Origin of the sequence: Streptomyces sp. LN549, assembly GCF_043203805.1 — a bacterium.
In the GTDB taxonomy this organism is placed as follows: domain Bacteria; phylum Actinomycetota; class Actinomycetes; order Streptomycetales; family Streptomycetaceae; genus Streptomyces.
The window spans coordinates 7,490,424-7,508,375 of sequence record NZ_JAZHRI010000002.1; the positions used below are offsets into that span (position 1 = coordinate 7,490,424).

The 17,952-nt window shown below is 70.4% G+C and carries 10 protein-coding genes; 6 read left to right on the forward strand and 4 right to left on the reverse strand.

The features are described 5' to 3' along the window. Positions 1 to 172: 172 nt before the first annotated feature. Entirely contained in the window at positions 173 to 4,030 is a 3,858-nt protein-coding gene (locus SH922_RS33485) for a S8 family serine peptidase (protein WP_393062304.1), read from the forward strand. Between the two features lie 585 nt (positions 4,031 to 4,615). On the opposite strand, the gene SH922_RS33490 is transcribed toward SH922_RS33485, so the two are convergent. From SH922_RS33490 to SH922_RS33505, 4 genes are all read right to left on the reverse strand, one after another. Next, entirely contained in the window at positions 4,616 to 5,863 is a 1,248-nt protein-coding gene (locus tag SH922_RS33490; RefSeq protein ID WP_393062305.1) for a PP2C family protein-serine/threonine phosphatase, read from the reverse strand. A gap of 435 nt (positions 5,864 to 6,298) precedes the next feature. Then, on the reverse strand, positions 6,299 to 8,221 hold the full coding sequence (locus tag SH922_RS33495; protein WP_393062306.1) for an acyl-CoA synthetase: 1,923 nt from the start codon (positions 8,219 to 8,221) through the stop codon (positions 6,299 to 6,301). Positions 8,222 to 8,470: 249 nt separating this feature from the next. Then, positions 8,471 to 9,922 carry an amidase gene (locus SH922_RS33500; RefSeq protein WP_393062307.1) on the reverse strand — a complete coding sequence of 484 codons (1,452 nt, stop codon included), beginning with the start codon at positions 9,920 to 9,922 and terminating at the stop codon, positions 8,471 to 8,473. Between the two features lie 195 nt (positions 9,923 to 10,117). Further along, positions 10,118 to 11,182 carry an Lrp/AsnC family transcriptional regulator gene (locus tag SH922_RS33505; RefSeq protein ID WP_393062308.1) on the reverse strand — a complete coding sequence of 355 codons (1,065 nt, stop codon included), beginning with the start codon at positions 11,180 to 11,182 and terminating at the stop codon, positions 10,118 to 10,120. A gap of 123 nt (positions 11,183 to 11,305) precedes the next feature. On the opposite strand from SH922_RS33505, the gene SH922_RS33510 reads away from it, so the two are divergent. Genes SH922_RS33510 through SH922_RS33530 form a run of 5 tightly spaced genes read left to right on the forward strand, consistent with a single transcriptional unit; the run spans position 11,306 to position 17,733 of the window. Next, positions 11,306 to 12,874: an ABC transporter substrate-binding protein gene (locus tag SH922_RS33510; protein ID WP_393062309.1), complete on the forward strand. Its 1,569-nt coding sequence runs from the start codon at positions 11,306 to 11,308 to the stop codon at positions 12,872 to 12,874. Further along, on the forward strand, positions 12,874 to 13,869 hold the full coding sequence (locus SH922_RS33515; protein WP_393062310.1) for an ABC transporter permease: 996 nt from the start codon (positions 12,874 to 12,876) through the stop codon (positions 13,867 to 13,869). The genes SH922_RS33510 and SH922_RS33515 overlap by 1 nt, the downstream gene beginning before the upstream one ends. After that, the gene (locus SH922_RS33520) at positions 13,869 to 15,707 is read left to right on the forward strand and encodes a dipeptide/oligopeptide/nickel ABC transporter permease/ATP-binding protein (protein ID WP_393062311.1); all 1,839 of its coding nucleotides are present in this window, start codon (positions 13,869 to 13,871) and stop codon (positions 15,705 to 15,707) included. Before SH922_RS33515 ends, SH922_RS33520 begins: the two co-directional genes overlap by 1 nt. Beyond that, the gene (locus SH922_RS33525; RefSeq protein ID WP_393062312.1) at positions 15,704 to 16,495 is read left to right on the forward strand and encodes an ATP-binding cassette domain-containing protein; all 792 of its coding nucleotides are present in this window, start codon (positions 15,704 to 15,706) and stop codon (positions 16,493 to 16,495) included. The genes SH922_RS33520 and SH922_RS33525 overlap by 4 nt, the downstream gene beginning before the upstream one ends. Then, positions 16,492 to 17,733 (forward strand): amidohydrolase, encoded by a 1,242-nt coding sequence (locus SH922_RS33530; RefSeq protein ID WP_393062313.1) that lies wholly within the window; start codon positions 16,492 to 16,494, stop codon positions 17,731 to 17,733. Before SH922_RS33525 ends, SH922_RS33530 begins: the two co-directional genes overlap by 4 nt. Positions 17,734 to 17,952 lie beyond the last annotated feature (219 nt).

Here is a 17,952-nt window from a genome sequence, read left to right on the forward strand (position 1 = left end):
AAAGCGCCATGTGGCGCAGATGCGCCACGGTGGCTCTGGATCCGCTGGTCCCCCGCCGGTTAGGTTCCGGGCGGCGCGGCATCGTACGGACGTTTCGGCTGGTCACCACCAAGCCCGTCCACACATCACCTTCTTTGGCGCGCCTGTCTGTTGAGCGTGTGAAAGGAACCCGATGTACATATTCCGCGAGAGACGGCGGCGTACCGCTGCCGTCGGCGGAGTGGCAGTGGCGGTCGCCCTGTCACTCACGAGTCAACTACCGGTAGCAGTTGCTGCGGCGACCCCGCAGAGCGGCTCCCTCGTGCAGCCCGCGACCGAGAAGAAGACAGCGTCCACGTCGACGCTTACGCTGATCACCGGGGACACGGTGGCGCTGACCACCGAGGCTGACGGCCGGCAGGCGGTCAGCATCCTGTCCGCGGCAGGGACGTCCAGGTCGTTCGAGACCGCAAGCGGGCAGAACGGTGACTTGTACGTCTATCCGGACGACACGACGGCCGCGATCGCCTCGGACACGGTGGACAGCGAACTGTTCAACGTCAGCCGGATGATCAGGGACGGCTACGGCGACGCGAAGACCGCCGAGGTCCCGGCCATCGTCGACTTCAAGGGCACGCCCGCCGCCGCTGCCCTGAAGCAGAAGGCCGAAGACCTGCCGGGCAGCGACAACCAGCGCGTCCTGCCCGAGCTGGGCCTGTCCGCCGTCAAGGTGCACAAGGACGGCGCGAAGGGCTTCTGGCGCGCCGTCAGGCCCAGCTCCTCGGTCACCCGTAGCGGCGACAGCAGTGTCGTTCCCGGAACCGCCGGAGTGGCAAAGGTCTGGTACGACGGCAGGGCGAAGGTCTCGCTGGACAAGAGCGTGCCGCAGATCGGTGCCCCGGAGGCATGGGCCAAGGGGTACGACGGCAAGGGCGTGAAGGTCGCCGTGCTGGACACCGGTGCCGACCTGACCAACGCCGACATCAAGTCCGAGATCGTCCGGAGCGAGAGCTTCGTCAACGGCCAGACTGTCCAGGACGGCCACGGCCACGGCACCCACGTCGCGTCCACCATCGCGGGCAGCGGCGCCAACTCGGGCGGCAAGTACAAGGGCGTCGCCCCCGGCGCCGACCTGCTGATCGGCAAGGTGCTCGACAACAGCGGGCACGGCGCGGACTCCAGCATCCTGGCCGGTATGGAGTGGGCGATCGAGCAGAGCGCCGACGTCGTCAGCATGAGCCTCGGCGGCACCGACGCACCGGGTGAGGACGTCCTGACCAACGCGGTCAACTCGCTCAGCGCCTCCTCGGACGCCCTCTTCGTCATCGCGGCCGGTAACAGCGGCCCCGGTGAGAGCACGCTCGGCACCCCCGGCGCTGCCGACACGGCCCTCACCGTCGGCGCCGTCGACAAGTCCGACGCGCTCGCCGAATTCTCCAGCCGCGGCCCGCGGCTCGGGGACATGGCGATGAAGCCCGAGATCACCGCACCGGGTGTAGGCATCGTCGCCGCCCGAGCGGCCGGCACCACCATGGGCACCCCCGTGGACGCCAACTACACCTCGGCCAACGGCACCTCGATGGCCACCCCGCACGTGGCCGGTGCCGCAGCGATCCTCAAGCAGCACCATCCCGACTGGACCGGGCAGCGCATCAAGGAGGTCCTGACCGCGCACGCCAAGTCGGCCGCGGACCAGACCGTCTACCAGCAGGGTTACGGCCGGGTCGACATCCCCGCCGCGCTCGACCCGTCACTGGAGCTGTCCGGCACGGCCGACTTCCGCGTGATCCCGTGGCAGAAGGGCACATACGAGAAGCGGACCCGCACTCTCACGCTCCGCAACAACGCCACGAGCGACACCGTCGTCACCCTGGCCGCCTCGGTCAAGGACGCGAGCGGCGCCGAGGTCCCCGCCGGCACGCTGGCCCTCGCGGGAGCGGGCCTGTCCGACGGCCAGGTCACCGTTCCGGCCGGCTCCACCGCCGAGGTCACGGTCACCCTCGACCCCAACGGACTCAAGACCAGCCGGTACAGCGGGTCCGTCACCGCCACCGCCGCAAGCGGTGAGTCGGCGCATGCTGCCCTCGGTTTCGTCACCTCCGTCGAGCAGCACGAGGTCACGCTGAAGGTCACGGACCGCTTTGGGAAAACCCCCAGTGCGGTCAGGTTCACCCTGCACGGGGTGGACAACACCTTCTGGCAGAGCCAGACCATGTACGCCAACGGCACCGCCACCCTGTCGGTGCCGCTCGGCAAGTACTCCATCAACGGCTCGGTCTACTCGGCGGCTCCCACCGGCGGCGCGGTCTCCTACGCGGCCGACCTGTTCGCCGTGCCCGATATCGAGGTGAGTGACCGGGACCAGACCTTCACCATCGACGGCACCACCGCCACCGACCTCAGCGTGAGGATCAAGGGTGAGAAGCGGCCGCTGGAGAACGGCCAGGCGACCACGTTCGTCGTCCGTGACCCCGGCACCGCAGGCGGTTACTCGAGCTTCTCCGGCATCGCTAACCTGCTCAACCTCGCCGACACCAGGCAAGGTGCCATCCCCAGTGACGGCGCCACCACCGGCGCGCTGCGCCTGGAGACCTCCCTGGCCCGGCGCGAACCGCTGGTCCAGCTGGAGGTGACGGGCCCCGGGCACGTGACCATCCCGCTGAAGTCCTCGGTGAACGCGAAGCGCTTCGAGGGCACCAAGCACACCGAGCTGGTCGACCTGGGCGCCGGCACCGAGCAGGACTTCGCCGGTACCGACGTCAAGGGCAAGACCGTTCTGGTCTCCGTGGCCGACGTCACCAAGGCCGACGATCAGGCCGCCAGGGCCGCGGCTGCCGGAGCCGTCGCGATGATCGTGGCCCCTGCCGTTCCCGGGCCGACCGGAAGCGGCGTCCCCGCCGGCCAGACCATCCCGGTCGCCCACGCCACCTACGACAACGCCGCAATCCTCAAGGGCTTGCTGGCCAAGGACAAGGTCCGGATCGCCCTGAAGGGCGTCCTGGAGTCGGGCTACGCCTACAACCCGCACTTCACCGACGACGGGATCCCCGCCGACCTGGCCAAGAGCGTCGACGTCAAGGACTTCGCCAAGGTCACCAATACGTTCCACTCCGACGGCGCCCGGCGCCTGGGCGCCGAGAACATGAACATCTGGGGTCCCCATCAGGTGAGCACCGGCTCCGTCGGCCAGCCCCTTAACCAGGGCACCACCCGCGACGACTACTTCCTCGCGGGCACCGGGGTGACGTACCAGCCGAGCGTGTCGGCCAACTTCAACTCCTCGGCCTGGCGGATGAACGGTCTTAGTGGCACCTACCTCACCCCGGGCAAGTCCTACACCCGGAGCTGGTTCGACGCGCCGAATCACCTGTCCCAGTACGAGTTCGGGCCGTGTGTGTTCTGCCGCGCCGACGTCTGGCAGAAGCTGCCCGGCAGCACCGGCGCCGACAACGATCCCACCCACACCCTGTCGGGCCTGACCGGGACCTGGAGCTACTACCTCAACGGGCAGCCGATCACCGGGTTCGGCCAGCTGGCGCAGGAGAAGGCGGACTACCGGTACGTCCTCGATCAGAAGCTGACCACTGACGTCCCCGGCGTCACCCTGGGCCGCCAGATGCGCACGGAATGGAACTTCAGCCAGGCGGCACCGACCACCATGGCCATCAAGGACTGCGACACGGCGTTCATTCCCACGCCCAAGGTCTGTGAGTCCATGCCCGTGCTCCTGCTCGACTACGACCTGCAGCTGAACGTGCTCAACCAGGCGCGGGCCGGACTGCCGTACACCTTCACCGTGAACGCGGCACGCCCCAAGGGCTGGGCCGGCTCCACGGCGGTCGCCGGCGCCAAGGTCTCCGTCTCCTACGACGACGGCGCCACCTGGAAGCCCACCGCGATGCTGCGCAAGGACGACAACTCCTTCCAGGCACTGCTGTGGCACCCCAAGCTGGCGGACACCAACGGTTTCGTGACCCTCAAGACGGAGGTCTGGGACTCCGCGGGCAGCCGTACCGTCCAAACCATCACGCGGGCCTACGCCCTCAAGTGAGGCCCTGAACCTCAAACCAGCCGAGGACAGGTGTCGGCGAGGCGTCCAGCGACAGCGGTGTGACCACCGCGTCGCTGGACGCCTTCTGCTTGCGTTGTGTGTGCTGATGTCCCGGCCACGGGGGAGCCGACGCGAGGGGTAGCCGCTCCACGAGGACTCAGTTTCCCGTGGAGTCCCTCGTGAGTGTGCTGGTGTCGGGGCCAGACAGCGTAGTGGCCCGTGCTGCTGTTCAGGTGACGAGGACCCGGAACTGGTCGGGACGGTCGGCGGCGAACAGGTGCGAGGGCCATGCCGCCCGCCGGGCGTAACAGTCGCTTGCAGGCGAGCGGCAGCTTCCCGTGCCCGGCCTGGTGAGGAAGGCCCCCGCTGATCTCAGGGCCACGCAGATCGCAGAGAAGCACGTGCGGGGGAGAGGTACGAAGGCAACGGGTACGTGCTCGTGGACGGGCTCGGCAGGGCACACGTGAGCGGGCGTACACGGTCATGGCCGAGAACGCGCTGCGGCGGATCCGTTCGTACGACGCCCGCGCGAGCTGCTTCACCCACCTGGCGAACAAGGGGGTGCCGGACCGTCTGCTCGCACATTCACTGCTGTACGCCTCCCTTCTTCTCCTGCGCGGCATGTGGCAGTGCCTGTCCGGTCGGCTCCGGGTGGGCGTGGCGGCCGTCGTGGTGGGGGCCGTGCCAGTCGAGGCACAGTACGGTGGCGTCGTCGGCCAGGCGGCCGTCGAAGGCGTCGGTGACCGCTGTTGCCAGGGCGCGCACGACCTCGCGGGGATGTTCGGAGGCGGTGTCATGGATCAGGCGGGGCAGATCGACGGAGTCGGCCTGTCGCTCCTGCATACCGTCGGTGTAGAGCAGGAGGCGGTCGCCGGGGCGCAGGTCGAGGTCCTGGATGCGGTAGGTGGTGCCGCCGGGTGCACCGAAGAGCAGGTCGACGTCCAGGCGCACCTCGTTCACTGCGCCGCCGCGCAGGAGCAGGGGTGGGGGGTGTCCGGCATTGACGAGCTGTGAGCCGGTTCCGTCCAGGGCGACGCGCAGGAGCTGTCCGGTGGCGAGGGTGTGGTTGCCGTGGTGGAGGAGGGCCTGATCGATCCGGCGGGCCTGCTCTGCCAGGTCGGTGCCGTCTCGGCGGGCGCCGCGTGAGGCGTTGACCAGGAGGGTGGCCATGAGTGCTGCGTTGACGTCGTGGCCCATGGCGTCGGTGATCGACAGGTGCAGGGTGTCGTGGTCGAGGGTGTAGTCGTAGGTGTCCCCGGCGGCGGATTCGGCGAGCACGAGGGACGCGGCGAGCGCGAACTGTGCGGCTTCGCAGGATGGTGCGTCGGGCAGGAGCTGCCGCTGGATCTCGGCGGCCAGGCTGAGCGGGGTGGCGCGCTGGCCCAAGCGGTAGAGGTCGGTGAAGCGGCGGTCGGTGACGATGATGTACGCCAGCGCGTGAGCGGCCTCGCGGACCTCTTCCAGGATCTCCTCGCTGACGTGCGGCAGGGACAACTCCAGCACCCCGATGGTGTCGCCGCGATTGCTCACCGGGGCGAGCACCCGCTTGCCGTGACCGGCGTCAGGGGCCTGCACCAGTTCCTGGGCATGCAGCACTCGGTCGTAGACGCTGCCGGCCAGTTGGATACGACCGGCGCGGTGGTCGAACTGCGAGGCGGTCTCGTCCCTGACCCGCACCATCTGCTGGCCGACGACATCGACGAACAGGAACGACACCGCCCGCGCGGAGAACCGGTCGCGCAGATTGCGCGCCACCACAGCGAGAGACGCCCCCGGCGCCGCGTCCTCCGCTGCGGCGAGCAGCTTAGTCAGCCCGAACGGGTCTCCCGGCATCGTCGCCTCCCAAGCCTTCCCATACGCACGCTTACGCACGCTCCGCCCCTGACCGCACCGCGCAGCGAATCTCTCACCAGTTCCACCTTGCGCCTTTTCAGGACAGCAGGCGCGCTCAGCCCCTCGGATACGAGACCACCTGCCTGCCTGCCTGCCTGCCTGCTCGCGAAGCGGCGGGACACGAGCGCTGGGCGGACATTTCCCGCTGCCCTGGTCCATGCATTCAGCTGACTGCCCTCGTGGGTGCACCACGTGGACCCGGCAGGCGAGCCGGTGGTCAGACCTCGAACCGGCTGCGTGCGTTCACCTCCGCGAACCGAGGCTCAACTGTGTGAGCGGCTGCGTTACCGGGGGAGACGGATGCTCGCGGTCCCCGTCGGTAGCCCGGCAAGGCCCACCATTGCGCGCTGCCGCCGGTGACCTGCCCTTCCGCGGTCATCGGGTGCCGGTATCCGTGAAGGCCCAGTTCACGTCGTACGGGGCGAGTCGGGCGGTGATCCGGCGGCGCTCGCCGGGGTCGACGGGAGGCAGGGAAACCATCGGGCGGCCGTCCGCCAGTTCACATCGGATCTGTTCGTCGGCGACAGCAACGCCGAGGCCGGCCAGGGCTGTGGAGATCGCGCGCCGCGTGGAGTCGAGGCGTAGAGGAACCTTGGAAGGTTTGCCGATGTCGGTCAGAGGCAGGGACGGCAGAACGATGACGTCCTTGGGGGCAGCGGCTCGCTCGGGTACGTGCTGCGCGGCGAAGGCGATCAGCTCGTCGGGTCCGGTGCCGGTCGTGCCGGGTCCGAGGGTGACGTAGGCGACGGGGACCTCGCCGGAGTGGGGGTCGGGGCGTCCGACGGCGCTTGCGCCGGTGACGGCCGGGTGGGCGAGGAGGGCATCCTCGATGACGGCGGGGTCTATGTTGTGGCCACCGCGGATGATCAGGTCCTTCGCGCGGCCGAGCAGGTGGATGAACCCGTCGGGATCCACGCGCGCGAGGTCGCCGGTGTTGAGCCAGCCGTCGCGCACACTGCCGAGGGTGTCCATGCGCGGTCCGGTGGCGTCGTGGCCGACGACGTAGCCGGGGAAGACGGTGGGGCCGCTGATGGCGAGGATGCCGGGTTCCCCCTGCGGGAGGTCGTGCCAGTTGCCGTCGCTGTCGATCCGTACCGTCTTCACCTGCTGGTAGGGCATGCGCTGGCCCGCGGCCCCTGGGCGCTGGTGTTCGTGCAGGAAGCTCCGAGCGCTGCCGCAGGTGGCCTCGGTGAGTCCGTACCCCTGGCAGAGGGGAACGCCGGTGTGGCGCTCGAACGCCGCACGTACCGCCGGCGGCAGAGGGGACGCGCCGACGATCGCGAAGCGCAGCGAGGTGATGTCCGCGTCGAGCGGCACCCGGGCGAGGCCCGCGTAGACGGTCGGGACCGCGGACATGGTGGCGATCCGGAAATGCTCGACGATCTTCCAGAAGACCGCGAACAGCGCCGGTTCACGGTAGCCGAGGGGACCGGTCCACACACTGTGCTGACCGCGGAGCAGCGGTGCCAGCAGGGTGACGACCAAGGCGTTGACGTGGAACAGCGGCAGTCCGGCGAAGAGTACGGAATCGGAGTCCAACACGCTGTTGGCCGCGATCATCCAGGCGTCGGTCACCTCGTTGGCGTGGGTGTGCGCGGCCAGCTTGGGGGCGCCGGTGGTGCCGCCGGTGTGGAAGTACGCGGCCAGGTCACCGGCCTTCGGAGGCATGACGCCAGGATGGAGCTCTGCCGGCTGGGCGGCGGCCTCGACGTGCAGATAGGCGACGTGCACCCCCTCGACCCGTTCCAGTTCGGGCGCGGGATCGGGTGCGCCGACGGGACGCAGGGCGAACAGCGCGGAGCAGCGGAGCGATGCCGCGACGGTGCGGGCCGTCCGCCACGCGTCGGCGTCGAGTTCAGGTCCGGCCGCGACCAGGACCCTCGCCCCGCCCAGATCCAACAGCCGTTCGGCGTGGCCGGCGGCGAGTGCCGGGTTGACCGGTGCCGCGCAGCCCGCGAGCTGGGCGGCCAGGAGGGTGGCGGGCAGCAGGCCGGCGTTGGGGGTCAGCAGGCCCACGGCGGTGGTACGGCGGACGCCGTGGCGGTGGAAGAGGTTGGCGATGCGGTGCACCTGGTCGCGGAGCTGGTCGAAGGACACGGTCTCGCCGCGCGTCCACTGCTCCGCGCTGGGCAGCACGGTGAGAGCCGGCCGGTCGGGCCACAGCGCGGCGGCGCGTGTCAGTACGTCGTACGTGGAAACGGGCAGGCCGCGGTCCTGGAGAGGGATGGACTCGATCGCTGTCAGGGCGTCCGGCCGGTCGTATACCGGCCAGAGCAGATCGGGTTGCGGGGCGTTCACAGGAACTGCCTTTCGACGGTGGGCTGGTGGGTGTGAGCCGGTTCGCCGGTCACTGACCATGGGCATTCCCGCGCCGGCGGGGGCACTTGGACGCCGCGCCCGGCAGCGCTTGTCAGGCGTCGGCCGCCTGGAGGGCCGGCGGGGGGTCCGGAGGAATACGGCGGTCGGGCGCCGGCTGTGAGGTCGGGCGACCGAGCTGCGTCGACCACGAGAACGGCCGGTGCGGTCGGCCCGGCGTCCCCGCTGTGGTTACGAAAGGCAGTCTTCGATCGGTGCGTACGACCAGGGCCGGACGGCCTCCAGAGCCCTGCCGACGCGAAAGACCGCGGGGTCGTCGTAGGGGTGGCCGACGATCTGGAGGCCGGTGGGGATTCCCCAGCTCGACATGCCGGAAGGGACGTTGAGGACGGGGCAGCGGTTGTTGATGTTGAAAGGCGTTGTCATGGCGCTCCACAGGGTGTCGGCCACTTCCTCGCCGTGCACCACGACCTTGTCGCCGGACAGGTCATCACCCGCGTGCCAGCCGGGGATGGCGGTGGTGGGGCAGATCAGTGTGTCGAATCCGTCCATGGCAGTGGCGAGCCCTCGTTGCAACCGGTGCTCGGCGCGGAGGGCATCGAGGTAGCTCACCCGAGTGCGGGCGTAGGCCATGGTGTCGGCGAAGGCGACCGCATACGGGCTGAGCAGCTCGCGATGGGATTCGGCGGCCTCGATGACGAGGGCGCCGAGGATGGTCGAGAAGTGGCCGGCGACCGCGGTCAGCAGGTCGAGGTGGGTCCAGGGGAGGGTGACCTCCTCCACGTGTGCGCCGGCGTCGGCGAGGGCCCGGGCGGCGGCGCGGGTGTGGGCCTCGACCTCCGGATGGACGTCGTACTCGCCAAGCCGCACGCACAGGGCGATACGCGTTCCGGTCACATCCCCGTACGAGGTGGGCAGGGTCAGCTTGGGGCGGATCGAGGTGTGGTCGCGGGGGTCGGGGCCGGCCAGGACGTTCTGGAAGGCGATGACGTCGTCCACGGTGCGGGCCATGGGGCCGTCGCCGCGGTAGTGGTCGGCTGCGAGCACGCCGAGGCCGGGGTTGCGTCCGTAGGGGGCCTTGAAGCCGACGGTTCCGGTGAACGCGGCCGGGATGCGGGTGGAGCCGCCGATGTCGGAGGCCGTGGCGAGCAGGGTCGTGCCGGCGGCGAGGGAGGCGCCCGCACCGCCGGAGGAGCCACCGGGGGTGAAGCCGAGGTTCCAGGGGTTGCGGGTGATGCCCCACATACGGGAGTGGGTGAAAGTGGTGAGGGAGAACTCGGGGGTCGCGGTGCGGGCGTGAATGATGCCGCCCGCGTCGAGGAGTCGGTCGACTACGGGAGCGTTCTCGGTGGCGACGCGGCCCTCGTGGGCGAGGGAGCCTTCGGTCAGGGTGCGGCCCAGGATGGCGTGCTTCTCCTTGGCCGCCACCGGAATCCCCTCCAGCGGGCGGGGGGCCAGACCGTTCCTGCCGAGGTAGCGGTCCTCGGCGTGCCGGGCCTGCTCCAGTGCCTCGTCGAAGAGCCGCTCGGTGAAGGCGTTGATCCGCGGTTCGACCTTCTCCGCACGTTCGACGACGGCCCGCATGAGCTCGACGGGTGACAGCTCACGGCGGGCGAAGAGCCGGAGAGCCTCAGTGGCGCTGAGGTGGACGAGGTCTTCGCCGGCGGGCGTGCGACTGGACATGGGGTCCTTCCCGTTCGGAGGCTGAGGCCGGCCGGCCGGTCAGCCGGCCGACGGTGGTGTCAGCCTCGGGGACCGGCCCCGCCCAGCCTGTGGATTGCATGGATCCGCCAAGAGCCGGGGTGATGTGCCGGAAAACGCAGCGTGCTCGGGAAGGAGGGGTTCTGTCGGACGGAGCGATTCGGACGAGGAGCGATTTCAGGCGATCGGGTGCCACGGGTCGACCGGGACACAGCCGGTGCTGCGGCCGTCCTCACCGAGCAGGCGGCCCATGCGCTTGACCCAGCGCAGGTTCACGGCCCGGTTGAGCACACGCACCGAGGTGATCCTGGCAGCGGCCCGGACCTCGTAGTGAGCGAGGTCGTCCAGGGCGTGCAGCCACACGACGCTCAGCAGGTTCGCCTCGGCGGACACCGACGCCGCCATACGCGTGTTCCGCAGCCGGCTCAACTCGTCGCCCGCGGTCATGAGCTGGGCGGGCGGCACGGACATCCAGAGCGTCGCCGAGCTGCGCCAGCCCGCATGCAGGTGCGCGGCGTCGCAGCGCAGCACCGCTCTGCCGCCGTGGAGCAGCGAGTGCAGCATCCGTCGCACCGTCGACTCCGGACGGCTCAGTTCGGCGGCGATCGACGTGACGGAGCGGCGGCCGTCCTCGGCGAGGACGAGCAGCAGCACGCGGTCCTCGGGCGTGAGCGTGGCCGCGGCGGTACGGACGCCGCCGTCCTCGGCCTCCGTCAGATCGCGCCGCTGGTCACGGGAGAGGGAGTCCATGCGCCACTCGCTCGCGTCCCGGTGCACGTGCTGCACCAGGTGGGTGCGCGTGGCGGTCACCGCCTCGATACGGCCGAGGGCGAGAACGTACCCGCTCATCAACGACATCGTCGCCGTGGCCACAGTCAGGAGCAGGTCGCACGATCCCGCCACCAGTTCCACGCTCATCGCCTGCGGGTGTCGGGCAAGCTGCTCGGCCAGAGCTTCCCGCGCCTGCGGCAGGCACGACACCTCGATCAGGGCGAGGGCGCCGTAGGTGACTTGGGAGGGAGCGGCGTAGCAGGTGACCCATGCCTCACCCGAGTCACGCAGCCGGGCCCAGCGCCGGGAGAGCGTCGCGGCGTCCACGCCGAGCGGACGGGCCAGCTGCGCCCAGGGAGCGCGGGGCGCCATCTGCAGGGCGTTGACGAGTGCGAGATCGAGTTCATCGAGAGTTCCCCGGGGAGGGGTGGCTGTCGCCTTCAGGCCGACGGAGCCTGCGGATTCATGCATGCGGTCACCTTCCTGATGCGGATTCTTGCAATTGCGGGGCCGATCGGGAAGTGGCCTGTTCTGTATCCCGCAACACACCGCAGCACCGCCCCGCTCTCAGCCCTCAGCCCTGGAGAGTCCTCCATGCCCCGTTCGCGGTTCCTCTCCGGCGCCATCATGGCCGCCGCCACGTCCCTCCTGGCCTCCGCCTGCACCACCGGCCCGTCCGGCGGTCCTTCCTCGGGCGGCGACAGGAGCGGAGGCACCGCCAAGATCGGTGTCACCTCCGACGTCACCTCGTTCGACCCGGCGAAGGGCGCGGGTGCGACCGATTACCTCATCACGTCGCTGCTGTACCAGCCACTGATAGGCCAGGACGACGGCGGTACCTTCGTCCCCGGTCTCGCCGACACCTGGACGTCCACGCCGACGAAGACATCTCTGACTCTGAAGAAGGGACTGACCTGCTCCGACGGATCGGCGCTCACCGCCTCGCAGGTCGTCGCCTCCCTGAAGCGCTACCGGGCGACCTCGGCCGGCGCCCTGCTCACCTTCGGCGCCGCGAACGTCGGAGCGAAGACCACCATCACCGGCGACGACGCGGCCGGCACCGTCACCATCACCACCGCCGCCCCGTGGGGTGAGGTCCTCGCCGGACTGTCCGGCACCGGCGCCGGGATCATCTGCGGGGCCGGCCTCGACGCGGGCACCGCCGCACTCGCTCAGGGCGCCGTCAAGGGCGCGGCCTCCGGCCCCTACGAGATGGCGACGGCGCGGCGCGGAGCCTCGTACGAACTGCGGCTGCGCACGGGCTTCGAGGCGTACCCGCGGTTTGCCTCGACGCCCGCGGGAAAGCCGGCCGACCGCCTGCGGATCCAGATCTCGAAGAACGAGTCGACTCTCGCCAACCAGCTGCAGACCGGCGCCCTCGACCTGGCTCCCCTCACCGGCACGGACGCCATGCGGTTCACGGGCCACGACACGTTCACGGTCACGTCCGCGCCGTTCATCCGCAACTACATCGGATTCAACCAGCGCCCCGGGCGCCCGGGCGCCGACCCGAAGGTCCGCAAGGCGATCGCGCAGGCGATCAGCGTGGACGCGTTCAACAACGTCTTCGGCGGCACCGGACAGACCCTGACCTCGTACGTGGACGAGAAGGCAGCCTGTGTCTCCACCGACGGCTCCCTGCTGACCAGGACGGACACGGCTGCGGCGAAACAGGTCTTGAAGGGCGTCTCGATCAAGCTGGAGGGGTCCAACGCGGTCGCCGGCGGCGCCGGCAACTCCTACGTCGCCGAGGCCCTGCGTGCCGCCGGCGCCGAGGTGAAGCTCACCAACGCCGACAACGCCACCTGGGCCACCGACGTCACCGCCAACCAGGGCGACTGGGACGCCACCGTCTTCCCGCTGATCGCAGGCGCCCTCGCGCGCGGAGGCACCTACTTCCTGGGCCCGGAACCGGCGAAGGGCGGCCTCAACTACGGCGCGGTGAAGAACGCGGCGTACGCGGAGAACTACGTCGCCGCCACCTCCACCACGGACCGCAATGCCAAGTGCGCCGCCTGGCAGAAGGCGCAGGAGGCGCTGCTCAGGGCCAACGACGTGATCCCGCTCGCCACGGTCGATGTGCGCTACGTCGCCCGCAAGGGCGTCTCCTTCGCGACGCCGAGCGGGTCCTTGGCCCTCTCCACCCTCCGGATCACCGGCTGATGGCGGCGGCACCGGCCGGCGGGACGACCGCGAGGGCCGGGCGCCCGACGCGGCTCGGCCCCTGGGGCAGCTTCCTCGTCCGGCGTCTTGCCGGGCTCACCGCCGTCGCGGTCACGCTCGTCGCCGGCACGTTCCTGATGGTGCAGCTCATCCCGGGCGACCCGGCGCGCGTGGCCGCCGGCGCCGACGCCATGCCCGCCGACGTGGAGCGGGCCCGCCACGACCTCGGCCTGGACCAGCCGCTGCTCACACGGTTCGGCATATACACGGGCGGTCTGCTCCGCGGTGACGTGGGTGCCTCCTTCCAGACGAAGGAGCCCGTCGCCGACATCATCGGCGGCCGCCTGCCGTTCACCGCCGAGATCGCGCTCCTCTCCGTCCTGGTGGTGCTGGTGCTCGCCGTGCCGATCGGGCTCGCCGCCGCGGCACGCGGCAGCCGCCGCACCGACGCCTCGTTCACCTTCGTCACCGGAACGGTCGGCGCCACACCCGAGTACATCATCGGCACCCTCCTCGTCCTCGGCTTCGCCATCAAGCTGGGCTGGTTCCCGGCGGCGGGTGCCGAGACCGTCTCGTCGATGGTGCTCCCGGTCGCCGCTCTGGCACTGCCGGCCACCTGCGTCATGGCCCGCATCGTGCGCAGCGAGGCCACACACGTGCTCACCCAGGACTACATGCGCACCGCGCGTGGCCGCCGTCTGCCTCCCCTGCGCCTGTACGCCCGTCACGCCCTGCCCAATCTCCTGACCGCCACGCTGACCCTCGGCGGGCTGATCCTCGCAGGCCTGCTCGGCGGCACGGTCGTCGTCGAGTCCGTCTTCGCCTGGCCCGGTATCGGTCAGCGCGTCGTCGAGGCGCTCCTCGTCCGCGACTACCCCGTCATCCAGGGCTGCGTCCTGGTCCTGGGGCTGCTCGCCGCCCTGCTCAACCTGCTCGTCGACATCGTCCTCGCGCTGCTCGACCCGCGCACCCTGGCCGGAAAGGGAGGCCACTGATGCGACGCATACGGTGGAACGCACCCCTGGTCCTCGCCCTCACCGGCCTCGGACTGATCATCCTCCTCGGCGTCGCCGCGCCCCTTCTCCTGGAGGAGGAGGCGACCGTGCTGAGCGGCGCCGCCCGCGCGCACGTGAGTGCCGAACACTGGCTCGGCACCGACGCTCTCGGCCGCGACGTGCTGGCCCGGACCCTGGTCGCCACCCGCCTCACCCTGATGATGACCCTCGCCGCGACCGCGATCGCCGCGGTCACCGGCATTCTGCTCGGCACCGGCGTCTGGGTGTCGGGCAGGCGCGTGCGCGAGCTGGGCCTGCGCCTGATCGACGTGATGATCTCCTACCCGGCGCTCATCCTGGCGCTGGTGATCGCCACGGTCCTCGGGACCGGGCCCACCGCCTCCGTCCTCGCGATCGGTCTCGGCGGTGCCCCCGCCTTCGCCAGACTCACGGCGAACATGGCGGCGTCGGTGGCACAGCGCGACTTCGTGGCGCAGGCGCGCCTGATGGGCGTACCGCCGTACCGCGTGCTCGTCCGGCACCTCCTGCCGAACATCTCCGGGCCGCTGCTGGTGCTGCTGTCGGTGGCCTTCGCGAATGTGCTCGTCGCACTGTCCGGTCTCTCCTTCCTGGGGGTCGGCGTACAGGCACCGGACTACGACTGGGGCGGGCTGCTCAACTCCGGCCTGGAGTCGCTCTACACCAACCCCGCCGAGGCGATCGGCCCGGCGGTGGCCATCACCATCACGGGAGTCCTCGCGGGCTTCGTCGGCGACGGTCTCGCCGCAGCGCTCGATCCCCGCGGAGGGAGGGCGAAAGCCGCGGCCGCACCTCCCACCGCCACCCCCACGCCCTCGCACCGGGCTCCCGGGAACGCCCTGGTGACGGCGGACGGTCTGGCCGTGGTCCTGCCGGACGGCACCCGTCTCGTCGACGACGTCTCCTTCCACGTCATGCCCGGGGAAATCGTTGGCCTGGTGGGAGAGTCCGGCTCCGGCAAGTCGTTGACGGCGATGAGCGTAGCCCGCCTCCTGCCGGAGGGGCTGTCCGCCCATGCCGCGGAACTGTCGCTGGACGACCTCGACCTGGCCGCCCCTGAAGCAGACCCCAGACGTCTGGCGACCGAGATCGGCATCGTCTTCCAGGACCCGTCGTCCTCCTTCAACCCCGCGCTGCGGATGGGCGGTCAGCTCACCGAAACGCTCCGTGTGCACCAAGGCGTGCGCGGGGCGGAGGCGGACCGGCGGGCCGTCGAGGCCCTGGAGCAGGTACGGATCAAGGAACCCGCCCGGGTCATGAAGCAGTATCCGCACGAGCTGTCCGGCGGCATGCGGCAGCGCGCGATGATCGCCGCGGCCCTCCTGCCCGGTCCGCGGCTGATCGTCGCCGACGAACCGACCACCGCCCTCGACGTGACCGTCCAGGCCGAGGTCCTTGATCTCCTGAAGGACATCAACCGCCTGCGTGGTACGAGCGTGCTCCTCATCTCCCACGACATCGACGTCGTCGGCACCGTGTGCCATCGGGTCATGGTGATGTACGCGGGACGTGTCGTCGAGGAGCTGTCCGCGGCCGACCTGCGGGCGGGCCACGTCCGGCATCCCTATACGCGGGCCCTGCTGGCCGCGAGCCCGCGACTGCGGGACACGGGCACCGGGGAACGCGCACCGCTCGCCACGATCCGGGGCCGCCCGCCGACGCCCGCCGCCCGGCCGACCGGTTGCGCCTTCGCCGACCGGTGCCCCGTGGTGCTCGACACGGTCTGCGCGACCGAACGACCGCGTCCGGCCGGCGGCGTGGCCTGCCATGCCGCATTCAAGGAGGTACAGGCCGAATGACCTCATCCCCTCACAAGCTGGCCGTCGAGGCACTGACCGTCGCCTTCGGTCACGGCCGGCGCGCGAGAACGGTGCTGTACGGAGTGTCCACCGGGGTCCGGGTCGGGCAGACCCTCGGCCTGGTGGGCGAGTCCGGCTCCGGAAAGTCGACGATCGCCAAGGCGATCGTCGGCATCCACCCGGCCCGGGCGGGCCGGATCCTCCTCGACGGAGAGGATCTCACCCGTCTCAAGCGGAGGGAGCTCGCCGCGGTCCGCCGGAGGGTGCAGCTCGTCTCCCAGGACCCGTACGCCTCGCTCAACCCGCGCATGACGATCGGTGAGGCCATCGCCGAGGCCGTCGACCCCGCGCGGGCCGACGCCAGGAAGCATGCGGCAACGGTCGAACGGTGGCTGGAGACAGTCGCGTTGGACGGCTCCGCGGCCGACAGGTACCCACACGAGTTCTCCGGCGGCCAGCGCCAGCGCATCGCAGTGGCCCGCGCTCTCGCCGTGGAACCCGAAGTGCTGATCGCCGACGAGATCACCTCGGCGCTGGACGCCTCCGTACAGGCCGAGGTGCTCAACCTCCTTGAGGAACTACGGCGATCCCTGTCCCTGACGATGATCTTCATTTCCCATGATCTGGCCGTCGTCCGCCACATCAGCGACGAGGTCGCTGTCCTGCGTCGGGGCGAACTGGTGGAGCAGAGCCCGGTGCGGGACCTCTACCGAGCTCCGCAACACCCCTATACGCGCCGCCTTCTGGCGAGCGTGCCGACATTCGAACAGAAGGAGGAAGCGGCATGAACGAACCGACCGCCGTCGCCCGCCTCACGCAGGAGATCACCGCCGGCCTGAAGCCCGCCGCCCTGGAAGACTTCTACCAGGACCTCCACCGCAACCCGGAGCTCGCCTTCCAGGAGCACCGCACCGCCGCGAAGCTCGCCTCGCGGCTGTGTACGGCCGGCTACGTCGTGACAGAAGGCGTCGGTGGTACCGGAGTGGTCGGCGTTCTCGCCAATGGCGACGGTCCGACCGTATGGCTGCGCGGAGACATGGACGCACTGCCGGTCCAGGAGGCCACCGGTCTGGAATACGCCTCCACCGTCGACGGTGTGATGCACGCCTGCGGCCACGATCTGCACGTCACGTGGCTCGCGGGAGCCGCTGACACGCTGGCCGCGGCCCGCAGCACATGGTCGGGCACGCTGGTTGTCGTCGGGCAGCCCGCCGAAGAGTCCGGCGGCGGAGCGTCGGCCATGGTCGCCGACGGGCTGCACACTCGCTTCCCCCGCCCCGACGTGGTGTTCGGCCAGCATGCCGCGCCCGGCCTCGCCGGCTTCTACCCGCACACGCCGGGCCTCACCATGTCGGCCTCCGACGACATCGACGTCGTCGTTCACGGCGTCGGTGGGCACGGCTCTCGCCCCGAGTCGACGACCGACCCGGTGGTGACGGCCGCCTACATCGTCACGCGCCTGCAGACCGTGGTGTCCCGCGAGGTCGCGGCGGCCCACTCGGTGGTCCTGACGGTGGGACAGTTCCACTCCGGTACGAAGCACAACATCATCCCGGCCGAGGCCAGGCTCTCGCTGAACCTGCGCACGCAGGACGTGGATGTGCGGGACCGCGTCCTCGGAGCCGTCCGCCGCATCGTCACGGGCGAGTGCCGGACCGCCGGCTGCCCGACCCCGCCGGAGTTCACGGTCCGTCCCGGATTCCCGAACACCGTCAACGACACCCTTCTCGACAACGAGATCGCTGCCGTGCACCGCGAACTGTTCGGATCGCCCACGGTGTTCGACTTCGGTCCGGCGATGGGCAGCGAGGACTTCTCCCTTCTCGCGCCCGAGGGCGTGCCCTACGACTTCTGGTATGTGACGTCGACCCCGCCCACGGTGTGGGAGGCGGCCCCCGGAACGAGTCTGGCCGAGAAGTTCGGCAACGTACCGGGAAACCACAGCCCTTTGTTCGCCCCTGACCCGGCGGTGCTCGTCCCCGGTGTCCGGACACTGGTCTCGGCGGCGCTGAGCCGACTGGCGTGAACTGACCTGGCCACGCCGGCGTGTCGGTGAGGCTGCCTGACACTCGGGGCAACTGCCCGGGTGGCCGCTCGACCCGTCCTCCTCCGTGGAACGCGCCGAGCGGCCGGAGCGATCGCCGGAGGCGGGGTCCGCCTCATGAGTGAGGGCCACGCTGTCAGGGGCGCCGCGGCACCTACGAACCTCAACCGTTTCCTTTCTAAGGCGCAGACGTGACGACAT

Coding starts and splice junctions, on each gene's coding strand:
- SH922_RS33485 (WP_393062304.1), top strand. CDS start 173: ATGTACATATTCCGCGAGAGACGGCGGCGTACCGCTGCCGTCGGCGGA.
- SH922_RS33490 (WP_393062305.1), bottom strand. CDS start 5,863: ATGCCGGGAGACCCGTTCGGGCTGACTAAGCTGCTCGCCGCAGCGGAG.
- SH922_RS33500 (WP_393062307.1), bottom strand. CDS start 9,922: ATGTCCAGTCGCACGCCCGCCGGCGAAGACCTCGTCCACCTCAGCGCC.
- SH922_RS33505 (WP_393062308.1), bottom strand. CDS start 11,182: ATGCATGAATCCGCAGGCTCCGTCGGCCTGAAGGCGACAGCCACCCCT.
- SH922_RS33510 (WP_393062309.1), top strand. CDS start 11,306: ATGCCCCGTTCGCGGTTCCTCTCCGGCGCCATCATGGCCGCCGCCACG.
- SH922_RS33515 (WP_393062310.1), top strand. CDS start 12,874: ATGGCGGCGGCACCGGCCGGCGGGACGACCGCGAGGGCCGGGCGCCCG.
- SH922_RS33520 (WP_393062311.1), top strand. CDS start 13,869: ATGCGACGCATACGGTGGAACGCACCCCTGGTCCTCGCCCTCACCGGC.
- SH922_RS33525 (WP_393062312.1), top strand. CDS start 15,704: ATGACCTCATCCCCTCACAAGCTGGCCGTCGAGGCACTGACCGTCGCC.
- SH922_RS33530 (WP_393062313.1), top strand. CDS start 16,492: ATGAACGAACCGACCGCCGTCGCCCGCCTCACGCAGGAGATCACCGCC.